Raw genomic sequence first — 953 nt, forward strand, 5'->3', positions numbered from 1 at the left:
ACCTATGCGTCGCGCCACGGCCATGCCTTCATCGACCGGTCGCTCTATCTGCCCAAGGCCTGGACAGACGACCCCTCCCGGATGGCGGCGGCGCATGTCCCGCCCGGCACGGTGTTCGCCACCAAGCCGGCCCTGGCGCGCCGGATGATCGAGCAGGCGATCGCCGCCGATGTCCCCTTCGCCTGGGTGGCGGCTGACACCGTCTATGGGGTTGGCGAGATCGAGACCGCGCTGCGGCGCGCCGGGAAGGGCTATGTGCTGGGCGTGGCCAGCAGTCATCACTTTGGATCATGGGGGGACAAGCCCTGCGTGGCCGGCACGGCCGGGGAAATCGCCACGGGGCTAGCCGCCAGCGCCTGGACGCGGCGATCGGCTGGCGAGGGAACCAAGGGACCAAGGCTTCATGACCGGGCCTATTGCGAACTGGCCGATCTGGACGCCGGCGAATACGACGCGGCGCGATCCGGCCTGTGGACCCGCGGCCTGCTAATCCGTCGCAACATCGCCGATGGCGACCTGGCCTTCTTCGCCACATGGTGTCCGGCCGGCACGGGCATCGACACCCTGGTCAAGGCGGAAGGCCACCGCTGGGCCATTGAGGACAGCTTCGAGACCGCCAAGAACGAACTCGGCCTCGATCACAATGAGACCCGCTCCTGGCACGGCTGGCATCGGCACGTCGCCCTGGTCATGCTGGCATTCGCCATGACCGCCGCCATCCGCCACCACGCCAACATCCCCACGCCCCCAAAAACGAAAGCGTGGAGGACGCGACAGCTGCTTCAAAAGAGTTGATCCGCTGGTCGACCCAGGAAATCCGCCGCATCGCCAATCGCCTGGCTCAGCGCCAGATCCAGCCAGCCCAAGTCATCGCATGGTCCCTATGGCGAAGAGCACACCAGGCCGTCGCTCGACGGGCCCACCTCCATATGAAAGCGCAACTGTAATGCTAG

General features: G+C 66.6%; 1 protein-coding gene. It reads left to right on the forward strand.

Features of this window, described 5'->3' with window-relative positions; translation table 11 throughout:
* The coding region (locus tag ACP7A5_RS17960) for an IS701 family transposase (protein WP_426043165.1) at window positions 1–795 on the forward strand (795 nt) is incomplete at its 5' end.
* Window positions 796–953 lie beyond the last annotated feature (158 nt).

The sequence above is a fragment of the Brevundimonas sp. TWP2-3-4b1 genome (genome assembly GCF_049897665.1).
Classification (GTDB): domain Bacteria; phylum Pseudomonadota; class Alphaproteobacteria; order Caulobacterales; family Caulobacteraceae; genus Brevundimonas; species Brevundimonas subvibrioides_B.